The 16,365-nt window shown below is 64.6% G+C and carries 15 protein-coding genes; 4 read left to right on the top strand and 11 right to left on the bottom strand.

Features of this window, described 5'->3' with window-relative positions:
• Positions 1-22: 22 nt before the first annotated feature.
• Positions 23-1,114: a 2Fe-2S iron-sulfur cluster-binding protein gene (locus AWB79_RS10230; RefSeq protein ID WP_061167276.1), complete on the bottom strand. Its 1,092-nt coding sequence runs from the start codon at positions 1,112-1,114 to the stop codon at positions 23-25.
• Positions 1,111-2,190 (bottom strand): aromatic ring-hydroxylating dioxygenase subunit alpha, encoded by a 1,080-nt coding sequence (locus AWB79_RS10225; protein ID WP_061167275.1) that lies wholly within the window; start codon positions 2,188-2,190, stop codon positions 1,111-1,113. Before AWB79_RS10225 ends, AWB79_RS10230 begins: the two co-directional genes overlap by 4 nt.
• Before the next feature lie 158 nt (positions 2,191-2,348).
• Here AWB79_RS10225 and AWB79_RS10220 point away from each other — a divergent pair, with 158 nt between their 5' ends.
• Entirely contained in the window at positions 2,349-3,323 is a 975-nt protein-coding gene (locus tag AWB79_RS10220) for a LysR substrate-binding domain-containing protein (RefSeq protein ID WP_061167274.1), read from the top strand.
• 12 nt (positions 3,324-3,335) lie between these two features.
• On the opposite strand, the gene AWB79_RS10215 is transcribed toward AWB79_RS10220, so the two are convergent.
• The 3 genes from AWB79_RS10215 to AWB79_RS10205 are packed head-to-tail and all read right to left on the bottom strand — an operon-like array spanning position 3,336 to position 6,206.
• Positions 3,336-4,175 carry a phytanoyl-CoA dioxygenase family protein gene (locus AWB79_RS10215; RefSeq protein ID WP_061167273.1) on the bottom strand — a complete coding sequence of 280 codons (840 nt, stop codon included), beginning with the start codon at positions 4,173-4,175 and terminating at the stop codon, positions 3,336-3,338.
• Positions 4,176-4,209: 34 nt separating this feature from the next.
• Complete coding sequence (locus tag AWB79_RS10210; RefSeq protein ID WP_061167272.1) at positions 4,210-4,998, bottom strand: ABC transporter substrate-binding protein; 789 nt, start codon at positions 4,996-4,998, stop codon at positions 4,210-4,212.
• A 44-nt stretch (positions 4,999-5,042) separates the two neighbouring features.
• Positions 5,043-6,206 (bottom strand): M20 aminoacylase family protein, encoded by a 1,164-nt coding sequence (locus AWB79_RS10205; protein ID WP_061167374.1) that lies wholly within the window; start codon positions 6,204-6,206, stop codon positions 5,043-5,045.
• A 131-nt stretch (positions 6,207-6,337) separates the two neighbouring features.
• Between AWB79_RS10205 and AWB79_RS10200 the strand changes: the two genes are divergently transcribed.
• Positions 6,338-7,288, top strand: a complete 951-nt coding sequence (locus tag AWB79_RS10200; protein WP_061167271.1) for a LysR substrate-binding domain-containing protein — start codon at positions 6,338-6,340, stop codon at positions 7,286-7,288.
• Positions 7,289-7,315: 27 nt separating this feature from the next.
• On the opposite strand, the gene AWB79_RS10195 is transcribed toward AWB79_RS10200, so the two are convergent.
• Positions 7,316-8,083, bottom strand: coding sequence for an ABC transporter substrate-binding protein (locus AWB79_RS10195; RefSeq protein WP_061167270.1), 768 nt, complete (start codon positions 8,081-8,083; stop codon positions 7,316-7,318).
• A 296-nt stretch (positions 8,084-8,379) separates the two neighbouring features.
• On the opposite strand from AWB79_RS10195, the gene AWB79_RS10190 reads away from it, so the two are divergent.
• A complete protein-coding gene (locus tag AWB79_RS10190; protein WP_082862314.1) occupies positions 8,380-10,962 on the top strand; it encodes a penicillin acylase family protein in 2,583 nt (860 codons plus the stop codon).
• A gap of 88 nt (positions 10,963-11,050) precedes the next feature.
• Here the strand turns inward: AWB79_RS10190 and AWB79_RS10185 are convergent, their stop codons facing one another.
• Positions 11,051-11,380: a hypothetical protein gene (locus AWB79_RS10185; protein WP_061167372.1), complete on the bottom strand. Its 330-nt coding sequence runs from the start codon at positions 11,378-11,380 to the stop codon at positions 11,051-11,053.
• A 251-nt stretch (positions 11,381-11,631) separates the two neighbouring features.
• On the opposite strand from AWB79_RS10185, the gene AWB79_RS10180 reads away from it, so the two are divergent.
• Complete coding sequence (locus AWB79_RS10180; RefSeq protein ID WP_063963471.1) at positions 11,632-11,970, top strand: hypothetical protein; 339 nt, start codon at positions 11,632-11,634, stop codon at positions 11,968-11,970.
• A 126-nt stretch (positions 11,971-12,096) separates the two neighbouring features.
• Here AWB79_RS10180 and badI read toward each other — a convergent pair whose 3' ends face one another.
• The 4 genes from badI to AWB79_RS10160 form a co-directional block, all read right to left on the bottom strand.
• On the bottom strand, positions 12,097-12,900 hold the full coding sequence (badI, locus tag AWB79_RS10175; protein ID WP_061167371.1) for a 2-ketocyclohexanecarboxyl-CoA hydrolase: 804 nt from the start codon (positions 12,898-12,900) through the stop codon (positions 12,097-12,099).
• Positions 12,901-12,921: 21 nt separating this feature from the next.
• Complete coding sequence (locus AWB79_RS10170; protein ID WP_061167268.1) at positions 12,922-13,677, bottom strand: SDR family NAD(P)-dependent oxidoreductase; 756 nt, start codon at positions 13,675-13,677, stop codon at positions 12,922-12,924.
• Positions 13,678-13,711: 34 nt separating this feature from the next.
• The gene (locus AWB79_RS10165; protein ID WP_061167267.1) at positions 13,712-15,112 is read right to left on the bottom strand and encodes a GntP family permease; all 1,401 of its coding nucleotides are present in this window, start codon (positions 15,110-15,112) and stop codon (positions 13,712-13,714) included.
• Positions 15,113-15,192: 80 nt separating this feature from the next.
• Positions 15,193-16,071 (bottom strand): NAD(P)-dependent oxidoreductase, encoded by an 879-nt coding sequence (locus AWB79_RS10160; RefSeq protein ID WP_061167266.1) that lies wholly within the window; start codon positions 16,069-16,071, stop codon positions 15,193-15,195.
• Positions 16,072-16,365: the final 294 nt, after the last annotated feature.

Raw genomic sequence — 16,365 nt, 5'->3', positions numbered from 1 at the left:
AATTCACGCTTCGTCGCGACGCTCATGCGGACTGAAGCGCGAGGGTCACGGATGTCACGGGCCTGGCGCAACACAGCAGCAGTTCGCCGTCCGCGGGAGGATCGAGCGGCGGCTCGGCATAGTCCACTCGTCCGGCAACCAGACGTGTGATGCAGCTATTGCAGATGCCCGCGCGGCAGCTGAACGGCGCTGCATGGCCGCACTGCTCCGCGAACTCCAGCAACGACGCGCAGGCGGGGTTCCACGCGACCGGTTCGCCGTGAGGATGGAAGCGCACGGTGATCGCTTCGCCGTCCACCGGCTGGCTGCTTTCCGATGCCGTGGCAGGCGGCGAAACGTCGCCATCGATCACGGTGGCAGGCCCGAAGAACTCGTAGTGAATGCGTTCCCGCGCGACGCCCAGGTTGCGCAGCAGATTCCAGTTCGCCTGCATGAACGGCGGCGGCCCGCACAGATAAACCTCGTAGTCGTCGAGCGGCAGCAGCGCCTGCAAGGTCTCCTTCGTCAACAGGCCGCGACTGTCGAACGCATCGCGGTCTTCGTCATCGCGCGGCAGCCGGTAGCACACATGCACGCCGATACCCGCGCGCATCGCGGCGAGACGCTGAACCTCTTCGCGAAACGCATGGACGGCGCCGTTCTCGCATGCGTGGATGAAGTGCACGCGCCGCGTGCTCGCCGAACTCAGCCGATGCAGCATGCTGAGCATGGGCGTCACGCCGACTCCGCCGCTAAGCAGCACGACCGGGCGATCGCTGTCCTCCGCGCAGACGAACGCGCCCGCCGGCCCGGCGATCTCGAGTACGTCGCCGACCGCTGCGCGCTCGTGCAGATGGCAGGAGCCGCGCCCGCGCGGATTCGTTTCCTGCTTGACCGAGATGCGCCAGCGCGAGCGCTCGGCAGGATCGCCAGACAGACTGTAGGTGCGAATGAGCGATTCGCCGTCCGGCAGCGCGAGGCGCACGGCCACGAACTGGCCGGCGCGAAACGGGGCGAGCGCCATGCCGTCCGTCGGCGCGAGTTCGAACGACACGATCGACTCGCTTTCGCGCACCCGCCGCGTGACGCAGAGACGCCGGAAGCCCGTGTGTGCGTCCGCCGCCGCGCTCGTCATGCCGTCGCTCCGTCGGTCGTGCGGCCCACCTTATACACCGGCGCAAGCGCGGCTTCGGATGTCTGCTCGCGCTCGATCATCTTCGCGAGCGCACGGCGAAAACGCAGCGGACCGGCGTCGATGGCGAGATCGATATTCGGCGTGCGCCGGCGCGCCATGCCCGCATGGACGGCGCTCAGCACCGCGCGATCTTCCTCGAACGCGTGACGCACGTCCTCGTCGAACTGACGCGAGACATCCTCGTCGCCCGGAGCGAAATTGCGCGTCTGAAACCAGAAATAGCGCGTGAGGTTCTCGTCGACCGGTGTCATGAAGTTATAGGAGTTCATCAGGAAGACATCCGGATGCAGCGGCGCATCGTCCCCGCCCGTGCCCGCCGGCGTGAAGATCGCCTTGATGATCGCGTGCGACGGAAAGCGCACTTCGTAATGCTGCTTGCGGTCGCACCGTCCTTCGAAGCGCACGAACTTCGCATAGAACGGCGCGACCTCCGCGTCGCGCATCCAGCGCGAGACCGTCACGCCCTGCTCCGCGACCTCCGTCCTGAGCGGCTCCGCTTCGCACGCCGCATTGCCGAACGAGGTCGGATGCACCCACGCGACATGCGAGGGGTCGAGCAGGTTGTCCGTCACGTACAGATAGTGGCAATCGACCGTCATCGCGTCGCCGCGATTCGAGCCCCAGGCCGGATCGTCCCACTCCTCCACGTCGACGATGGCGGACGGGTCAGCGGCGAGCGCGTCGCCCATCCAGATCCAGACGAGGCCGTAGCGCTCCGCGAGCGGATAGCTGCGCACGCGCGCGCCGGTCGGTATGCGCGCCGCGCCCGGCGCGCGCGTGCAGGCGCCCGAGCAGTCGAACGTCAGTCCGTGGTAGCCGCATTCGATCTCGTCGCCCGAGCGGCGTCCCATCGAGAGCGGCAGCTTGCGATGCGGACATGCGTCTTCCAGCGCGACGGGCGTTCCGTCCTGCTTGCGGTAGAGGACGATCCGCTCGTCGAGAATCGTCAACGGCAACAGGTCCTGGGTGACCTCGTCGTCCCAGGCCGCGACGTACCACGCGTTCTTCAAGAACATTGCACTGCCTCCTGATCGATATCGCCCGATTGATGCCGGCTTTTGCCTCGTTTCGAGCACGTGAGCAGAATAAGCAGCCAGAACGCGGAAGAACAGGTGTTAATACCTGCCGCTTCGTTTAGAGTTTCTAAACTGAAAATTTCATCCGGGAGCTCGGGATGCAGACACTTCCCCCGTTGCGCGCGTTGCAGGTCTTCGAGGCCGTCGGACGCTGCGGCGGCGTCACCGAGGCGGCGCGGCGACTCGGCATTTCGGCGGGCGCCGTCAGCCAGCAGATGAAGCTGCTCGAAGACACGCTCGGCGTGCATCTGATGCAGAAGGACGGCAAGCGGCTGCGCCTGACCGCCGCCGGTGCCCGCTACCACGAGAGCTGCGCGGTCGCGTTCGAAAGCCTGCGCGTCGCGCACGCCGAAATCGAGCGCACGAAGAACGCGCGCAACCTGAGCCTGAGCGCGCTGCCTTCGCTTCTTTCGAAATGGCTCGCCGCGCGCGTGATCGCGTGGCAGCAGCAACATCCGGAGCTGAGCGTGTATCTCGACGGCACGCACACGGAGCCGTCGCCGGAGGGCTACGAGATCGACTTTCGCGTCAGCTACGGCGATCGCGTGGCCGACGTCAACAACGCGGTCGAACTCTTTCGCGACTGCGTGGTGCCGGTGTGCAGCCCGCACCTCGTGCGCGCAGACGCGCCGCTCGCGACACCCGCCGACATCCTCGCGTATCCGCTGATCGCGGTGGACTGGCTGCCCAAGTTCGCGTCGCCGCCTTCGTGGCGCGACTGGTTCCGGGCGATCGGCGTCGAAGAAGCGGACATCGCGCGGGTGAACGACTCGCGCCAGGTGCACTCGCTTTCGAGCGTGGCGATCCAGGCGGCCATCGACGGGCACGGGTTCGTGCTCGCGCAGTCCTCGATGGTCTGCGACGACCTCGCCGCCGGCCGGCTCGTCATGCCGTTCGCGCAGGGTCTGGCGCTGCCCTGGCCGTATTTTCTGACGTGGCGGCCGAACACGTTCGACAAGGCGCACTGCCGCAGTTTTCATCGTTGGCTCCTGACGCAGGCGAAGGAGCAGCAGCGGCTCAACGACCAGCTGCTGCGGGTGATCGGCGGCACCGGCGAGCCGGTGGACATGTAGGCGCGCGCGTCTTCAGCCTCGCGCGGTCCACAGCACCGGAAACAGCGAATGATCCATGGGCGCGCCGTCGGGCAGAACCGAGGCGAGGCCGGGAAACTCGGGCGACGTGCGCCAGGGGCGCGGCGCATGGCGGATGTCGTCGCCGATAAAGCGAATCGAGAAGGCGCGACGTCGCGTCTTGCCGCCGACGCCGCCCGACGCATGCAGCGTGAGCATGTTGAAGCACACCATGTCGCCCGGTTCGAGCGCCCAGCCGACGATCGGGAAGGCATCGCGATCCGCTTCGATATCGGGCAGATCCGCGAGGCTGCCCTCGGGGAACCATTTGGCCTCGTTCTCCATGAAGGTCCGCGGCATCAGCCAGGGCCCGCGATGCGAGCCGGCCACGAATTCGAGCGTCGATTCGCGAGCGACAGGATCGACGGGAATCCACATGCTCACGTTGTCGCTGCCGGCGATGTTGTAGTACGGCTGATCCTGATGCCACGGCGTGCGCTGGCGCGTGTTCGGCTCTTTCACCAGCACATGGTCGTGATGGAGCCGCACCGTTTCGCAACCCATCAGCGCGCCGGCCACGGCGGGCGCGGCGGACTCGGCGATAAAGCGCCCGTATGCGTCGTTCGACTGCCAGTTGCAGAAGTCCTCGAAAAACCAGCCCGGATCGTCCGGCCGGCTGGCGACCTTGGCCCGCTCGCTCGGCGCGGCCAGATTGCGCTCGATGCCTTCGCGCAGCAGCGCGACTTCTTCTTCCGTGAAAACATTGCGCACGCACACCGCGCCGTCGCGGCGAAAGGCGTCGACGAGTTCGGGCGTCACGGCGCCTGCAACACGCGCTTTCAGGTTCTGATGCATTACGGGTTCTCTCCGAAGTGGGTTGGCCATGCAATCAGTTTCCGTAGATGTCGAAGCTGAAGTACTTCGATGCCACGCGTTGATAGCTGCCGCTCTTGCGGATCGCATCGATCGCCTGGTTGAGCCGCTCTCCAAGCGCATCGTCGCCCTTGCGCAGTCCGATGGCGACATCGCCCGCCACGCGGCTGTCGCTCACCGGCTCGCCGACCAGCGTGAAGCCCTTGCCGCGCGGCGTTTTCAGAAAGCCGTAGTCGGCCTGCACCGACGACTGGAACGCGGCGTCCAGCCGTCCCGTCACGAGGTCCTGATAGATCTGGTCCTGCGTCTGGTAGGAGACGAGCGTCACGCCTTTCGTCGCCCATTCGGCGCGCGCGTAGCTTTCCTGCGTCGAGCCCTGCACGACGCCCACGCGTTGCCCCCGCAGCGCCTGCGCGGTGGGCTGCAGCGCCGTGCCGGAATGCGCGATCAGCGCGGACGGTCCGTTGTAGAGGCGCTTCGTGAAGTCGATCTGCTGCCTGCGCGATGCGGTGGCCGACATCGCCGAGAGGATCGCGTCGAACTTGCGCGCCTTGAGCGCCGGGATCATGCCGTCGAAGCTCTGCTCGACCCAGACGCATTTCTGCTTGAGCTCCGCGCAGATCGCATTGCCGAGCTCGATATCGAAGCCGACGAGCGAACCATCGGCCGCCTTCGACTCGAACGGCGGATAGCTCGGGTCGACGCCGAAGCGAATCGTCTCGGGATTCTGCGCCGACGCTGTCGCGGGCAGACCGGCGCTCGCCACGGCGAGCGCGAGAAGGACGGGAAGCAAGGCACGTTTCATGTCGTTTTCCGAAGGGGATGAATGAGTGTCGGCGCCGTGCGGCGTCAGACCAGAAAGCGCTCGACCAGACGCACCCAGTAGCCGGCGCCCGTCGTGAGAATGTCGTCGTTGAAGTCGTAGCCGGGGTTGTGCACCATGCAGCTGCCTTCTCCGTCGCCGTTTCCGATGATCAGATAGCAGCCCGGAACCTGGCGCAGAATCCACGCGAAGTCCTCGCTGCCCGTGAACGGCTGGAGTTCGGGAATCAGGCGATCCTCGCCGAGCCAGTCGCGCGCGACGTCCTGCGCGAACGCGGTCATCTCCGCATCGTTCACGAGCACCGGATAGCTCGCCTCGTAGTTCACCTCGACCTGCGCGCCGTACACGGCGGCCTGCGTCTCGATCACATGCGTGATGCGTCGCTCCAGCTCGTCGCGCACGACGGGACGCAGCGCCCGCACCGAGATGTTCATGCGCGCCTCGTCGGGAATGACGTTGGACGCTTCGCCCGCGTGGATGGCGCCCACGGTGATCACGGACATGTCGAGCGGCGCGACGTTTCGCGACACCACGGTCTGCAGCGCGAGGACGATGGCCGAGCACACGACGACCGGGTCGACCGTCATGTGCGGCATGGCGCCGTGGCCGCCGCGGCCGATCACGCGCACGCCCACCTGATCGGCAGATGCCATGAACGGCCCCGCGCGAAAGCCGAGATGCCCGGCGGGAAAGCCCGGCATGTTGTGCATGGCGAACATGGCGTCACAGGGAAAGCGTTCGAGCAGGCCCTCTTCGAGCATGCGACGCGCGCCGGCGAGCCCTTCTTCGGCGGGCTGGAAGACGAGATGCAGCGTGCCGTTGAAGTTGCGCGTACGCGCCAGGTGCTTCGCGGCGGCGAGCAGCATCGCCGTGTGGCCGTCGTGCCCGCATGCGTGCATCCTGCCGGGCGTGACGCTCGCATACGGCAGGCCGGTGCGCTCGTGAACCGGCAGCGCGTCCATGTCCGCCCGCAGGCCGATGCGCGCCGATCCGTCGCCGCACTTCAGCGTGCCGACCACGCCTGTTCCCGCCAGCCCGCGGTGGACGTCGTAGCCCCATTCCCGCAGACGTTCGGCGACTAGCTCGCTCGTCAGGAATTCCTCGTAGCCGAGTTCGGGATGTGCATGAATCTGGCGGCGCAATACGATCATTTCGTCGCGTATGGCAAGAAGCTCGTCCGGGGCGTTCATCGTGGTCGTCTCGTGGTCGTTGTGTCGATCCGGCGCGCAAAGCGCCGCGATGGCCCTAACGTAGCGCGACAGAAACACGCGGGGGAGAGCTAGAATCGTGAACGTGACAACCAGTGGTGAACACCCGGCGCATGAAGCTCCATCAACTCCAGACGCTCGTGGCCGTTGCCGATTCCGGCGGCATTCGCGGCGCGGCGCGCGCGCTCGACGCATCGCCCGCGGCGATCACGAAGAGCCTGCGGCAACTCGAGGAAGACGTGCAGATGCCGCTCGTGCTGCGCACTTCGTCGGGTGTGCAACTGACGGACGCGGGCCAGACGCTGCTGGTGCACGCGCGGCTGATGGTGGGCCAGATGACGCGCGCTCACGAGGCCATGGGCGCGTTGCGCGGGGCCGCGCGCGGCAAGCTCACCGTCGCCGTGACACCGTGGATCGCGCTCACCTTTCTGCCCGAAACCATCACGCGATTTTGCGCGAAGATGCCCGGCGTGAGGCTCGAATTCTTCGAGGGCCTGCTGTCGATCGCCAATCCGCGCCTGCGCGACGGCAGCCTCGATTTCTTCATCGGTCGATCCACGCCCGGTGCGCCGGGCGTCGAATTCCAGTACCGGCCGCTGTTCTCCTCGACCTGCGCGGTGGTGGCGCGCGAAGGCCATCCGCGCGCCGGCTGTCACTCGCTCGCGGAACTGGGCGAGCTAGACTGGCTGCTCACGTGGGACCCGTCGAACGACGGTCCGCTGGTCAAGAACATGTTCTCGCGCCACGACGTGCCCATGCCCCGCAAGATCCACCTCGCGCATTCGTTTTCCATCGCCATGTCGCTGCTGCGCCAGACCGACATGGTGAGCGTCTTTCCGTGGCCGCTCGTCGAGTTGTGCGCGCCGCGCGAACGACTGTGCGCCTTGCCGCTGCGCGAGCAACTGGAGGACGCGATGGTCGGCGTCATATCGCGCAGCGGTCAGCCGCTCAGCGAAGCGTCGGAGTGTTTCATCGACTGCCTGATCGGCACGATTCGCGACGGGCTGGAATCGCCGTCGCAAGAGACGCGCAACGTGCTGCGCTCGGTCGAGCTGCTGATCTGACTCGGCCGCCCGGGCTCCGGCTCGACTTTACGAAATGTCGAAGTCGAAGTAGCGTTCGCGAATCTTCTGGTAGGTGCCGTCCTTCTTCATGCCATCGATGGCGCCATCCACCTTCTCGCGCAACGGCGCGTCGTCCTTGCGAAAGCCGATGCCCGCGCCCTTGCCCAGCGTCTTCGCGTCCGTCACGGGATCGCCGAGAAACGCATAGCCCTTGCCCTGCGACGTTTTCAGGAACCCTTCGCTGCCCGAGATCATGTCGGTCAGCGTCGCGTCGATGCGCCCCGAGCGCAGGTCGGTATAGACCTGCTCCTGATTGCCGTAAGACACCACTTCGATGCCCGCCGGCGCCCAATAGGCCTTGGCATAGGCTTCCTGCGTCGATCCCTGCGCCACGCCCACACGCTTGCCCTTCAGCGAGGCGACCGTCGGCTTGATATCGGCGCCCTGGCGGCCGATCAGACGGCTCGGCGTGTTGAAGAGCGGCGTCGAGAATGCGACCTGCGCTTCGCGCTTCGGCGTGATCGACATGGCCGACAGGATCGCCTCGAACTTGCGTCCCTGCAGGGCCGGGATGATGCCGTCGAATGCCGTTTCCACCCACACGCAGCGCACGTTCAGGCGGCGGCAGATCTCGTTGCCCAGATCGATCTCGAAGCCGACGAGCTGCCCCGAGGGCGCCTTCGATTCGAACGGCGCGTAAGAGGGATCGACACCGAAGCGCAGTTCCGCCGCATCCTTCGCGTGGGCGCACAGCGCAAGCATCGATAACGTCAGGCAGGCAATCGCTTTCTTCATGGAAGCTCCCTGGCATGCGAGCCGCGCATCGTCGCGGGCGGCGTCGCATGAAGTTGACCGGAACGGGCCCTGAAACCTGCTGCCCGCGTCGTCTCATCGAACGAGGTCGAGCGTAAGAACCCAAAATTGAATCGGATAGAGGCTTCCTGCTGCGTGATGTTTTAGTTTTTCTAAACCACGCCGCGAAATGCCCGCCAGACGGGCCTCCGATGAAAACATCGCGTTTGCCGGGTATTGACCGTCCGGACGGTAGGTTTTAGCATGCGTCCACACCAGACAAACGACACGGAGACGCAATGGCCGCCCTCATACCTCGCCCGCTCGCCTCACGCATCGCGTTCGCATGCGTGCTGTGCGCCACCAGCTTCGTGCCCGCCGCGCATGCGGCGAACGCGGACAGCGCCGCTGGGGGCGCCCGCGAGGTCGTCATCAGGCGGGATGAGTACGGCGTGCCGCACATCTACGCGAACTCCGTGTACAGGCTGTTCTATGGATACGGTTATGCGGTCGCGCAGGATCGGCTGTTTCAGATGGAGATGGCCAGACGCAGCACGCAAGGCACCGTAGCCGAAGTGCTCGGCGAGAAGTTCGTGAAGTTCGATCAATCCACGCGCGGCAACTACTGGCCTGCATCCATCGAGAAGCAGATCGCGGACTTGCCGCAGCGCGAGCGCGACATCCTCGATGGCTACGCCGACGGCATGAACGCCTACATCGCGCGCATACGCAAGCAGCCGGACACGCTCATGCCGAAGCAGTTCAATGACTTCGGCTTCACGCCTTCGACGTGGAGCGCATTCGATGTCGCGATGGTGTTCGTCGGCACCATGGCCAACCGCTTTTCCGACAGCACGAGCGAAGTCGACAATCTCGCGCTGCTCACCGCGCTCAAGGATCGCTACGGCGACGCCCGCGCGATGGATCTCTTCAATCAGTTGAAGTGGTTCGTGAATCCGAACGCGCGCACGACGATCGCCGCGGGCGAGCGCTCGTATTCGGTCGAGGCCGGTTCGCGCGCGCGCGATGGATCGCTCGCGTATGCGCTGCCCCGCTACGACGCCGCGCCCCCGATGGCCGATCGCCCCGCTCATGGCGATGACGGTCTTCTGCTCGCGCTGGACCCGTCCGCCAATCGCGAAACCGTGCTGGCGCAGTACGCGCTGAGCGGCGCGAATGGTCCCGCGGGTTTTCCGACGACGAGCAATATGTGGATCATCGGCAAGGATCGCGCGCGCGGTGCGAAGGCGATCATGCTGAACGGCCCCCAGTTCGGCTGGTTCGCGCCGGCGTACACGTACGGCGTCGGTCTGCATGGCGCGGGCTTCGATATCGTCGGCAATACGCCGTTCGCTTATCCCTGCATGCTCTTCGGTCACAACGGCACGATCTCATGGGGTTCGACGGCAGGTTTCGGTGACGACGTCGACATGTACGCCGAGCGCATCGACCCGACGCGTCCCGACTTCTACTGGCATGACGGCCGATGGGTGCAGATGCAGAAGCGCACCGAAATCATTCGCGTGAAGGATGGCGCGCCGGTGGTCCTCGACGTCTACCGCACCGTGCACGGCAACGTCATGCAGCGCGACGACGCCACGCACACGGCCTACGCCAAGGCGCGCGCGTGGGACGGTCTCGAAGTGCAATCGCTGCTTGCATGGACGCATCAGACGCAGGCGCACGACTGGAAAAGCTGGACGGCGCAAGCGGCGCGTCAGGCGCTGACGATCAACTGGTACTACGCGGATCGCAAGGGCAACATCGGCTACGTGCATACGGGCGCGTATCCGCATCGCCGCGCCGGGCACGACCCTCGTCTGCCGGTGCCCGGCACCGGCGAATGGGATTGGCGCGGGCTGCTGCCATTCAGGACCAACCCGCAGATCTACAATCCACGCGCGGGGTACATCGCGAACTGGAACAATGCGCCGGAGAAGAACTATCCCGCCTCCGATCTGTTCGCTTTTCTGTGGGGCGCGGCCGACCGTGTCGACGAGATCAGCACGCGCATCGAAGCGCACGCGACGCTCGACACCGACGACGTGTGGCAGATCCTCAAGGACACGAGCCGTGCCGACCTCAACGTGCGGCTTTTCCGTCCGTTCATCGAGCGGGCGACTGCTTCCCTGAATGCGGACGACCCGCGTCGCCGCATCGCCGACACGCTTCGGCAATGGACGGGCATCAACGACGATCCGCGCGACAACGGCCATTATGCGCAGCCCGGCTCGGCGATCATGAGCGCATGGCTCAGTTCGATGCTGACCAGAACGGTTGCAAAGGCGGTGCCGGCGCCCTTCGACAAGTGGTACACGGCAAGTGGCTACGAGACGACGCAGGATGGTCCGACGGGTTCGCTCAATCTGAGCACCGGCAGCAAGATCCTTTACGAGGCGCTGCTCGGCGAGCGCTCGGGCGTGCCGCAGCGCGTGGACCTTTTCACGGGTGAACAGCCCGACGATGTCATTCGAGCCGCGCTCGCGGATGTCTGGACGAAGCTCTCGGCCGAGCAAGGCGGTGATATCGCGGCGTGGCGCACGCCTGCCGTCGCATTGACGTTTCGCGCGAACAATTTCTTTGGCGTGCCGCAGGCGGATGCATCGGAGGCGATTCGCGTGCACGAATACCAGAACCGCGGCACGGAAAACGACTTGATCGTGTTCGGGAGCACGACTGCGCACGACCAGGTGGAGGCGTTCGATGTGGTCGCGCCGGGGGAAAGCGGCTTCATCGCTCCCGACGGAACTCGCTCGCCGCACTACGACGATCAGCTTTCGCTCTATACCGGCTTCGGGCGCAAACCGCTCTGGTTTCATGACGCGGATGTCGCCAGGCAGACGCGAGAGGTCACGAGGCTCGACGTTGACGCGGCTCGATAGGAAACGTGTACAGGATGTGGTCCGACGCGGAGAGCCCGACTTGGGCCCTCCTCGATTCCGGGGCTGTCCTGCCTCGCGAGTATCGATTTCACTGCCCGATTTGCCTGCTTACGTGGTTTTCCTGCTGATTGAGCGCCCGATCATCCTGACGGGTAATGTGACCGCCGTTCTGACTCGCCATCAAACGCTCCTCCTTTCGCACCTGATGATCGTCGCGATGGAAGCGCATCGCCTCGCTGTGCGATAGCTCTCCTTCCCGCACTTCCTGATGAATTCGATGATCCTGATTCGACAACCGCTGGTTGACCTCGGCGCGACGCGGATGCGATGCATCCCAAGCCGTCGCGGCCGACGCGGTGCCAGCGAAGACAACCGACAATGCTGCGATAACGGCCAGTTTTTGAGTCAGCTTTCTCATGATTACCTCCTGTCGAGTCGTTGGGGCGGCTTCACGCCGCTTCATGCCTCAACGCTTCCGTTGTCCGTCGTGTTGACGCTGCAACTGTGAGTTGTGAAACCGAATATTTCGCGCGGGTCTCGCTTTTGAGAATCGCGCGAGACGCGCGTTACGCATGGCGTCCGTTGAACGGCCGCCGCCTTCACACCAGACGCTCCGTGGGGAGTATGCTTTCAATGCTGAACCCACACCCTTTGGACGGAGACAGCACGATGAGCACCGACCTAGAACCGATACCCGACGCTCAAGGGCGCATGTCCGAGTCGCTGCGAACGCTGGCGACGTACCTGGAACTTGCGTTGGAACGTGGGAAGTGCGTGGTCATATTCCGCCGCACGACCGACACCTGTTCGATCTCCATCGGTGATCCGGCGGACGAGGAACGCGAATTGAAACGGCACGGCGCTATATCGAAAGCGGTTGTCGACGACCTGCTCGGACTGACTCACACCGGTTTGAATCGACTATCTGTCGGCGAACAGACGTACCGGTTTTTCCGGAGCTTCACCGTGATCGACGACGTCGGCGCAGTAGTATTCACTCCGACTTGACGAAGGGTCGCACGAACACCGGCGAGACAAGGTTCACGTCGCGCAAGCGAAATGCAGTCGAAGTCGGAGCCTCAATTGCCTCGGTTCGCGCGTGAACGGAATAGTTGCCGTAACGACGGAGAGCGATCATTTCTCGTCCGGCCGCCTCAACGACAGATCGCGAAACCTCGGCTTACGCTTCTCGAGAAACGCCCGCACGCCCTCCTTCGACTCGTCGGTGTCGTAGTACATCGCGAGCGCCTGCATACCCTGCCCCGCGATGCCGCGGATCGAATCGCTGTCCGCATTGAACGAGCGCTTGGCGATGGCGAGCGCCGTCGGGCTCATGGCGAGGATTTCCTGACACCATTTGGCGACCTCGGCGTCCAGTTGCTCGTGCGCCACGACCGCATTGACGAGCCCCATATTCAGCGCTTCGGCCGCGGTGTACCGACGACAGAGAAACCAGATCTCCCTCGCGCGCTTCTCGCCGACCACACGGGCAAGCAGCGCAGTCCCGAATCCCGGATCGACGGAGCCGACCTTGGGACCGACCTGACCGAGTTGCGCCGTGTCGGACGCGATCGCCAGATCACAGCACGTGACGAGCACATTGCCGCCGCCGATCGCAAAGCCGTTCACACGCGCGACGACCGGCTTCGGGCAATCGCGGATCGCACCTTGCAGTTCCTCGACCGGCAGGCCGATCATGCCGCGTCCGTCATAGCCGCCGTCGTGAGCAGACTGGTCGCCGCCGGTGCAGAACGCCCTGTCGCCAGCACCGGTCAGCACGACCACGCCAACCGCCTTGTCCCACGACGCCGCGTTGATCGCGTGGATGAGTTCGTCACAGGTGCGGCCGCGAAACGCGTTGTACTTTTCCGGCCGGTTGATGGTGATGCGCGCGACGCCGTCGCGCACGTCGTAGAGGATGTCGGTGCAATTGTTCATCGTCGTATCCATGCAGTGAAATCAGGAAATGATCAGCCCGCCATCGACGGGAAGAATGTGGCCCGTGGTCGAGCGCGATTCGTCGGATGCGAGAAACAGCGCTGTCGATGCGACGTCTTCCGGCGCGATCATCCCGAAGAGCTGGTTCCGCGCGGAGATACTCGTCACGCCATCCACTTTCATCATCGCGACCACGCGATCGGTCAACGTGGCGCCGGGCGCGATCGCGTTGACGCGCACGCGGTCCTTAGCGAACTCGACCGCCATCGAACGCGTGAGGGCGCTCACCGCGCCCTTGGCGGCGGTGTACGCGTCCTTGCCATGCGTGCCGAGGAACGCAAATATCGAGCTCATGTTGATGACCGAGCCGCCACCGCTCCTGACGATTTCGGGAATGCCATGACGGCAGCAGAGCCAGGTGCCGTAGAGATCGATCCTGATACGCGCCCAGAATTCGTCCTCGGGCGCTTCGGTCACGGCGGCATCGCGTGCGGACGAGCCACCCGCGTTGTTATGCAGGATGTGCAGGCCGCCAAACGCCCTCACGACCTCGCCCACCGCCGCCGCGACCTGCTCCGCGTCGGTGACATCGGCTTCGATGAAAAGGGCACGCGCGCCCGCAGCTTCGATGCGCTGCGCGGTCTCGCGTCCCTGTTGAGCATCGCGATCGATGACCGCGATCCGCGCACCTTCGCGCGCGAAGGCCATTGCCGTGGCGCGGCCGATTCCCGCTGCGCCGCCGGTGATAAGCGCTACTTTCCCATCGAGTCGGGGCATGTCGAGTCTCCCTGATTGCGTTGATTGAATGCCGTCAGACGAGGTGCGTCGTGTAGTACACGGCGATCACGAAAAACACGGCCAGTGTCTTGATCAGCGTGACGGCGAAGATGTCGCGATAGGACTGCCGGTGCGTAAGTCCGGTCACGGCCAGCAACGTGATGACCGCGCCGTTGTGCGGCAGCGTGTCCATGCCGCCGCTCGCCATTGCGACCACGCGATGCAGCACTTCCATCGGGATGTGCGCGGCCTGCGCGTTCCTGATCAGTTGATCGGATATCGCAGCGAGCGCGATGCTCATGCCGCCCGACGCCGAGCCCGTGATGCCCGCCAGCGCGCTGACCGACACCGCCGCATTCACGAGCGGATTCGGGATGACCTTGAGGGCGTCGCTGATCACGACGAAACCAGGCAACGCCGCAATCACGCCGCCGAAACCGTATTCCGATGCGGTATTCATCGCGGCCAGCAACGCGCCTGCCGCCGCGGTCTTCGAGCCATCGGCGAAACCGGCCGCCACTCGGCGAAACGCGGTGACGATCACGAGCGTGATACCGAGCAGCAGCGCCGCCTCGACGGCCCAGATCGCCGTGACGGTCCTGATCGACGTGGTGAGCGGCGCGTGAACGCCAGGCAGAATCTCCGGCGGCACGGTGTAGGACGCGCCGTACCAGAGCGGAATCCACTTCGTGAAGACGAAGTTCGCCACACCGACGAGCACGAGCGGAAGGATCGCGAGCATCGGATTGGGCAGCGCATCGGTGTCGATCCGTTCGGGTTCGTTGACGAGCACGCTGCCGTATCCCTCGCCTTTGGCCATCGCGTTGCGGCGACGCCATTCGAGATACGCGAGCCCGAGCGCGACCATGAACACGGAGCCGATCACACCGAGCCATGGCGCGGCCCAGCCGGTCGTCTTGAAGAACGTCGTCGGGATGATGTTCTGGATCTGTGGCGTGCCCGGCAGCGAGTCCATCGTGAACGAGAAGGAACCGAGCGCGATGGCGCCGGGCATCAGCCGCTTCGGGATGTTGCTCTGCCGATAGAGTTCCGCCGCGAACGGATACACCGCGAACACGACGACGAACACCGACACGCCCCCGTACGTGAGCAATGCGCACACCGCGACGATCACGACGTTGGCGCGCGAACGCCCGATATGACGAATCGCAGCCGCCACGATGGACGCCGCGAAGCCTGATATCCCGATCACCTTGCCGAACAGCGCGCCGAGCAGAAAAACCGGGAAATAGAGCTTCACGAAGCCGACCATCTTCTCCATGAAGATGCCGGAGAACACCGGCGCGACGGCGGCGGGCTCCGTCAGCAGCACGGCCGCGAGGGCGGCGATCGGCGCGAAGAGAATCACGCTGTAGCCGCGATACGCAGCGAACATCAAAAATACGAGCGCCGCCACGACTATGAACAAGACCATTAAATCGTCTCCATTCCTAACTATTTATTATTGACTTGCCACCCGAGGCACCTCCGCCTGACCGGGTCACCGCATATGCATCAACGAACGCCTCCGTGACGCATCCATTGATCCATCGCCAGGCTGCCGTGAGCGTCGACATAACGTGAGACTTCATCGAGAAGACCGAGATCGAGCTTGCCCGACGCGGCCATCTCCCTGGCGAGATGCAGATCCTTGCTCACGACCTTCATCAGTGCGCCGAACGCCTCTTCGGATCGTGCCCACGCGCCGTACTGGCGACGTCCTTCTTCGGCGTCGGCGGTGAGGAAGTTTCGTCCCGTGCTGACGTTGACGATCGGTGCAATCTGCTCGAACTTCACGCCGTGACGCTCGGCGAGATCGATCGCTTCGGCGGTCAAAAACATGGTCGCGATGCATAGCATGTTGTTCACCACCTTGACCACCTCGGCCGATCCCAGCTCGCCGCAACGAAACAGGTTTTGGCCCATCGCGCGCATCACCGGCATGACGGAGTCGATGTCGGCGGAGTCGCCACCGAGCATGATCGTCAGCGTGCCCTCTTCGGCCTTGACGATGCCGCCGCTGATCGGCGCATCGATCAGACGCGCGCCCGCCGCGCTCAACTGAGGCGCGATGCCTTGCAACGTATCCGGCAAGGTCGTGCTCATCACGCAGACGACCGGCGCGCGGCCTTCGACGATGCCATGCATGACACCGTCGGCGCCGATCGTCACGTCGTTGATCTGCGCATCGTTGCCGACCAGGACGACGATGACATCGGCCGTTCCGCAGTCTCGTGCCGACATCGTGGCGCGCGCGCCTTGCGCCTCGAACGACGCGAGCACCGCCGGATTGCGATCACAGACGATGAGTTCGAATCCTGCTTGCATGACGCGACGGGCCATCGGCGCGCCCATGCTTCCGACGCCGATGAATGCAACAGTTCTGATTTCCATGAATTCGGTTCCTCGATGGGGCGAGATGTTTCCCGTGTCACCGGCGACAGAAATCTCGCTGATTAATTTGCAATCGAGCGCGCCTGAAGCGCCTCGGTTCAAGCAAATTATCCGCATCGGACGCGACTAGAGAAACGCAATGCGCGCAAGGTGGGTGTGCATTTATGCACGAGCGCATCTGGTGATTGGGTGGTGATCGGGGCTATCGATCCCGGACGCATCGCGCCTGAATCGAGGAGATTGTGCATTTCCGCACGCCAGGTTTGCGCGGATCGCGGTTGCCAGCCGCCCATC

Source organism: Caballeronia hypogeia (assembly GCF_001544875.2).
GTDB classification, from domain to species: domain Bacteria; phylum Pseudomonadota; class Gammaproteobacteria; order Burkholderiales; family Burkholderiaceae; genus Caballeronia; species Caballeronia hypogeia.
The sequence above is the reverse complement of the archived record's forward strand: the minus strand, read 5'-3'. Positions and strand labels throughout refer to the sequence as shown.

Excerpts from the sequence above, each read along its gene's own strand:
- AWB79_RS10230 (WP_061167276.1), bottom strand. The coding sequence starts at position 1,114 with ATGACGAGCGCGGCGGCGGACGCACACACGGGCTTCCGGCGTCTCTGC.
- AWB79_RS10225 (WP_061167275.1), bottom strand. The coding sequence starts at position 2,190 with ATGTTCTTGAAGAACGCGTGGTACGTCGCGGCCTGGGACGACGAGGTC.
- AWB79_RS10220 (WP_061167274.1), top strand. The coding sequence starts at position 2,349 with ATGCAGACACTTCCCCCGTTGCGCGCGTTGCAGGTCTTCGAGGCCGTC.
- AWB79_RS10215 (WP_061167273.1), bottom strand. The coding sequence starts at position 4,175 with ATGCATCAGAACCTGAAAGCGCGTGTTGCAGGCGCCGTGACGCCCGAA.
- AWB79_RS10210 (WP_061167272.1), bottom strand. The coding sequence starts at position 4,998 with ATGAAACGTGCCTTGCTTCCCGTCCTTCTCGCGCTCGCCGTGGCGAGC.
- AWB79_RS10205 (WP_061167374.1), bottom strand. The coding sequence starts at position 6,206 with ATGAACGCCCCGGACGAGCTTCTTGCCATACGCGACGAAATGATCGTA.
- AWB79_RS10200 (WP_061167271.1), top strand. The coding sequence starts at position 6,338 with ATGAAGCTCCATCAACTCCAGACGCTCGTGGCCGTTGCCGATTCCGGC.
- AWB79_RS10195 (WP_061167270.1), bottom strand. The coding sequence starts at position 8,083 with ATGAAGAAAGCGATTGCCTGCCTGACGTTATCGATGCTTGCGCTGTGC.
- AWB79_RS10190 (WP_082862314.1), top strand. The coding sequence starts at position 8,380 with ATGGCCGCCCTCATACCTCGCCCGCTCGCCTCACGCATCGCGTTCGCA.
- AWB79_RS10185 (WP_061167372.1), bottom strand. The coding sequence starts at position 11,380 with ATGAGAAAGCTGACTCAAAAACTGGCCGTTATCGCAGCATTGTCGGTT.
- AWB79_RS10180 (WP_063963471.1), top strand. The coding sequence starts at position 11,632 with ATGAGCACCGACCTAGAACCGATACCCGACGCTCAAGGGCGCATGTCC.
- badI (WP_061167371.1), bottom strand. The coding sequence starts at position 12,900 with ATGAACAATTGCACCGACATCCTCTACGACGTGCGCGACGGCGTCGCG.
- AWB79_RS10170 (WP_061167268.1), bottom strand. The coding sequence starts at position 13,677 with ATGCCCCGACTCGATGGGAAAGTAGCGCTTATCACCGGCGGCGCAGCG.
- AWB79_RS10165 (WP_061167267.1), bottom strand. The coding sequence starts at position 15,112 with ATGGTCTTGTTCATAGTCGTGGCGGCGCTCGTATTTTTGATGTTCGCT.
- AWB79_RS10160 (WP_061167266.1), bottom strand. The coding sequence starts at position 16,071 with ATGGAAATCAGAACTGTTGCATTCATCGGCGTCGGAAGCATGGGCGCG.